Source organism: Pseudomonas protegens (genome assembly GCF_003732485.1).
Taxonomy (GTDB): Bacteria; Pseudomonadota; Gammaproteobacteria; order Pseudomonadales; family Pseudomonadaceae; genus Aquipseudomonas; species Aquipseudomonas protegens_B.
Window position 1 is genome coordinate 65765 of sequence record NZ_MOAK01000080.1, and the last position, 4805, is coordinate 70569.

The 4805-nt window shown below is 62.7% G+C and carries 5 protein-coding genes and 1 pseudogene; all 6 read left to right on the forward strand.

Going from position 1 to position 4805, the window contains the following annotated elements:
• Positions 1-302: 302 nt before the first annotated feature.
• Complete coding sequence (pqqA, locus tag BLX41_RS21510; RefSeq protein ID WP_003194766.1) at positions 303-377, forward strand: pyrroloquinoline quinone precursor peptide PqqA; 75 nt, start codon at positions 303-305, stop codon at positions 375-377.
• 104 nt (positions 378-481) lie between these two features.
• Positions 482-1393, forward strand: coding sequence for a pyrroloquinoline quinone biosynthesis protein PqqB (pqqB, locus tag BLX41_RS21515; protein ID WP_123726514.1), 912 nt, complete (start codon positions 482-484; stop codon positions 1391-1393).
• Between the two features lie 92 nt (positions 1394-1485).
• Positions 1486-2238, forward strand: a complete 753-nt coding sequence (gene pqqC / locus BLX41_RS21520; protein ID WP_123726515.1) for a pyrroloquinoline-quinone synthase PqqC — start codon at positions 1486-1488, stop codon at positions 2236-2238.
• A complete protein-coding gene (gene pqqD / locus BLX41_RS21525; protein WP_123726516.1) occupies positions 2235-2510 on the forward strand; it encodes a pyrroloquinoline quinone biosynthesis peptide chaperone PqqD in 276 nt (91 codons plus the stop codon). Before pqqC ends, pqqD begins: the two co-directional genes overlap by 4 nt.
• On the forward strand, positions 2482-3651 hold the full coding sequence (gene pqqE / locus BLX41_RS21530) for a pyrroloquinoline quinone biosynthesis protein PqqE (protein ID WP_123726517.1): 1170 nt from the start codon (positions 2482-2484) through the stop codon (positions 3649-3651). Before pqqD ends, pqqE begins: the two co-directional genes overlap by 29 nt.
• 70 nt (positions 3652-3721) lie before the next feature.
• Positions 3722-4805: pseudogene (locus BLX41_RS35915) on the forward strand (TolB-like translocation protein); the annotation flags it as partial.

Genomic DNA, 4805 nt, shown 5'->3' on the forward strand with positions numbered 1-4805 from the left:
ATCTGGAGCGGCTGCACGACAGCATTCTGGCCCTCACGCCCGCAGCCGTGACCCAGGCCGCCATGGCCCTGCATTCGGCGAAAGGAGGCTGGACAGTGCTAGCCAACGGGCCTTGCCCGGGAGCGCCCTGGCAAGCGGCAGAATGATCATTACCGGTGCTGCAACGAGCTTTCTTCAGAATTGCGGGCAACCTTTTGTGGGAATTTAGTAAGATAGCCCCCTAAGCATCTGAACATCTCCCGCCGGAGGTGGACTATATGTATAGGCAATTCCCGTCCCACCCACCTCAAAGGAGCATTTTCATGACCTGGTCCAAACCTGCTTACACCGACCTGCGTATCGGCTTCGAAGTCACCATGTACTTCGCCAGCCGCTGATTTCTGCCTCTGGCCAGAAAACGCAGCGCAACGCCTCGGCCCGTCCGGGGCGTTTTTATTTTCAGTTCTCCGTCTTTTTCATGCCTTCATCCCAGGGAGCGTCCATGTTTGTCCAGATTCTAGGTTCCGCCGCCGGCGGTGGTTTTCCGCAGTGGAACTGCAACTGCGTGAACTGCGCAGGGTTTCGCGACGGCAGCCTGCGGGCCCAGGCTCGCACCCAATCGTCCATCGCGATTTCCGATGACGGGGTGAACTGGGTACTGTGCAATGCCTCCCCGGACATCCGCGCCCAACTGCAGGGTTTTGCCCCCATGCAACCGGGCCGCGCACTGCGGGACACGGGGATCGGCGCCATCATCCTCATGGACAGCCAGATCGATCACACCACCGGCCTGCTCAGCCTGCGCGAAGGCTGCCCGCATCAGGTGTGGTGCACCGACATGGTCCACGAAGACCTGAGCACCGGTTTCCCCCTGTTCAAGATGCTCAGCCACTGGAACGGCGGCCTGAACTGGAACCGCATCGAGCTCGACCAGAGTTTCACGGTTCTGGCCTGCCCCAACCTGCGCTTCACCCCACTGCCCTTGCGCAGTGCTGCACCGCCCTATTCGCCCCATCGCTTCGACCCGCACCCAGGGGACAACATCGGTCTGATCGTCGAAGACCTGCGCAGCGGCGGTAAACTCTTCTACGCACCGGGCCTGGGCAAGGTGGACGCGCCGTTGCTGGAGATCATGTCCGCCAGCGACTGCCTGCTGCTGGACGGCACCCTGTGGGAAGACGATGAAATGCAGCGCCGTGGCGTGGGCACCCGCACCGGCCGGGAAATGGGCCACCTGGCCCAGAACGGCCCCGGCGGCATGCTCGAAGTGCTGGAACAACTGCCCCACCAGCGCAAGGTGCTGATTCACATCAACAACACCAACCCGATCCTCGACGAAGACTCCGCCGAACGTGCCGAACTGGTACGCCGAAAGGTGGAAGTGGCTTACGACGGAATGAGTATTGAGCTGTAGGCCATATCGCCCACAAGCTCGACCCAAGAGCCTTGACCCCTTTGCGTAGGGGCGGGCTTGCCCACGAAAGGGCAGCCCTCCGGAGAACACACATGACCGACACCCCGCTGTCCCCCGCCGAATTCGAGCAGGCACTGCGCGCCAAGGGCGCCTACTACCACATCCATCACCCCTATCACGTGGCGATGTATGAAGGCCGGGCGAGCCGCGAACAGATCCAGGGCTGGGTCGCCAACCGCTTCTACTACCAGGTGAACATCCCCATGAAGGATGCGGCGATCCTCGCCAACTGCCCGGACCGGGAAATTCGCCGCGAGTGGATCCAGCGCCTGCTGGACCATGACGGCGCCCCGGGTGAAGACGGTGGCATCGAAGCCTGGCTGCGTCTGGGCCAGGCCGTGGGCCTGGACCCGGACCAGCTGCGCTCCCAGGAGCTGGTGCTGCCCGGCGTACGTTTTGCCGTGGACGCCTACGTCAACTTCGCCCGCCGCGCCAGCTGGCAGGAAGCCGCCAGCAGCTCGCTGACCGAACTCTTCGCCCCGCAGATCCACCAATCGCGCCTGGACAGCTGGCCCCAGCACTATCCCTGGATCGATCCGACCGGCTATGAGTACTTCCGCACCCGTCTGGGCCAGGCCCGTCGCGATGTCGAGCACGGCCTGACGATCACCCTGCAGCACTACACCACCCGCGCCGGTCAGGAACGCATGCTGGAAATTCTCCAGTTCAAACTGGACATCCTTTGGAGCATGCTCGACGCCATGAGCATGGCCTATGAATTGAACCGCCCGCCCTATCACAGCGTCACCGATCAGCGGGTCTGGCATAAGGGGATCACCCTATGAGTTTCGACCGCAGCAAAACCCCACGCTGGCGTCCCGGCTACCGCTTCCAGTACGAGCCAGCACAGAAGGGCCATGTATTGCTCTACCCGGAAGGCATGATCAAGCTCAATGACAGCGCGGCACTGATTGGCGGCCTGATCGACGGCGAGCGCGACGTGGCGGCGATCATCAACGAGCTTCAGATGCAGTTCCCAGGCGTGGCCGAGCTCGGTGACGATATCGAGCAGTTCATGGAGGTCGCCCGTGCCCAGCACTGGATCGAACTCGGCTGAGCCGGTGCCGCTGCCCGACAAACCGGAAATCGGCCTGCCACTGTGGCTGTTGGCCGAGTTGACCTATCGCTGCCCACTGCAGTGCCCCTACTGTTCCAATCCGCTGGACTTTGCCGAGCAGGGCAAGGAACTGAGCACCGAACAGTGGATCAAGGTATTTCGTGAGGCGCGGGAGATGGGCGCCGCGCAGTTGGGCTTCTCCGGTGGCGAACCGCTGGTGCGCCAGGACCTCGCCGAGTTGATCGGCGAGGCGCGCAAGCTGGGCTTCTATACCAACCTGATCACCTCCGGCATCGGCCTGACCGAGCAGAAGATCAGTGACTTCAAGAAAGCCGGACTGGACCATATCCAGATCAGCTTCCAGGCCAGCGACGAACAGGTGAACAACCTGCTGGCCGGTTCCAAGAAAGCCTTCGCCCAGAAGCTGGAGATGGCCCGCGCAGTCAAGGCTCACGGCTATCCGATGGTGCTGAACTTCGTTACCCATAGGCACAACATCGACAAGATCGACCGCATTATCGAGCTGTGCATCGCCCTGGAAGCCGACTTCGTCGAACTCGCTACCTGCCAGTTCTATGGCTGGGCCCAGCTCAATCGCGTCGGCCTGCTGCCCACCCGGGAACAACTGGTACGCGCGGAACGCATCACCAACGAATACCGCGCCAGGCTGGAAGCCCAGGGGCACCCCTGCAAGCTGATTTTCGTCACTCCGGACTATTACGAAGAACGCCCCAAGGCCTGCATGAACGGCTGGGGCAGCATCTTCCTCACCGTCACCCCGGACGGCACCGCCCTGCCCTGCCACGGCGCACGGCAGATGCCAGTGAAGTTCCCCAATGTGCGCGACCACAGCATGCAGCACATCTGGTACGACTCCTTCGGCTTCAACCGCTTTCGCGGTTACGATTGGATGCCGGAGCCATGCCGCTCCTGCGACGAGAAAGAAAAGGACTTCGGCGGCTGCCGCTGCCAAGCCTTCATGCTCACGGGGGACGCCAGCAATGCCGACCCGGTGTGCAGTAAATCGGAACACCACGGGATGATTCTCAAGGCCCGCGAAGAATCCGAAACGGCCACCCAAACCATTGAACAACTGGCCTTTCGCAATGAACGAAACTCACGCCTCATCGCCAAGGGTTGAGCCCTTCAGCGCCAACCAGGCCACCACCGCCGGGATCGATTTTGCCGAGCTGCAACTGACACCCGATGGCGTGTTCTGGAATGAATACCGTCCTGCGGACGCCAGTTGCCGGATCTGGCATTGGCAGCAAGGCCAGGCCCGCTGCCTGACGCCGCCGGGGTTCAGCGTCCGCAGCCGCGTCTATGAATACGGCGGGGGCGCCTTCTGCCTCAGCGGCGACTTCCTGCTGTTCGTCAATGAAGCGGACCAGCAACTGTATCGGCAGCCAATGACAGATGGCGCGCCAGTGGCCCTGACCCAGGGCGACTGTCGCTACGGGGACCTGCACGCTCACGCCGATCAAGTACTGGCCGTGGAAGAGTGCACCAACGAGCACCGGCTGGTAGCCATCGACATCCACAGCGGCCAGCGCCGCCTGCTCGCCGCCGGGGCCGACTTCTATGCCGCTCCGACCATGAGCCCCAATGGCCAACGCCTGGCCTGGATCGAATGGAATCGCCCCCATCAGCCCTGGACCAGCACTCGCCTGATGCTCGCCGAACGCCAGGCCAACGGCACGTGGGGTGATCCCCGTTGCGTGGCGGGTGATGGCCAGGAAGAGTCCCTGCAGCAACCGCGCTTCGATCTGCACAACCAACTGTATTGCCTCACGGATCGCCAGGGCTTCTGGCAACCCTGGACCGAATCGGACAGCGGCTTGCGGCCGCTGCCCTGTGCCGCGGCTGATCATGCCCCGGCACCCTGGCAGTTGGGATGTCGCACCTGGATGCCCCTTGGTGGGGATTCCTGGTTCGGCAGTTGGACCGAGGAAGGGTTTGGCCGTCTCGGGCTGCGTCACGCCGACGGTTCGCAACAGGACTTCAGCGGCGACTACAGCCGCTTTCGCGGCCTGGCACTGGATCAGCGCTACCTGTATTGCATCGCGGCGTCCCCCGTCAGTCCTTCGGCCATTGTCGCCATCGAACGTGAAACCCAGCAGGTGCATGTGTTGGCCGGCGGTGTCGCGCCGCTGCCGACGGAGCGCATCAGCCGACCACAAACCCTGTGCTATCCCAGTGGCGAAGGACAGGCCCACGGTTTCTTCTACCCGGCCATGAACGGGGTCAACAGACCGCCTTTGGTGGTGTTCATTCACGGCGGCCCGACCTCTGCTT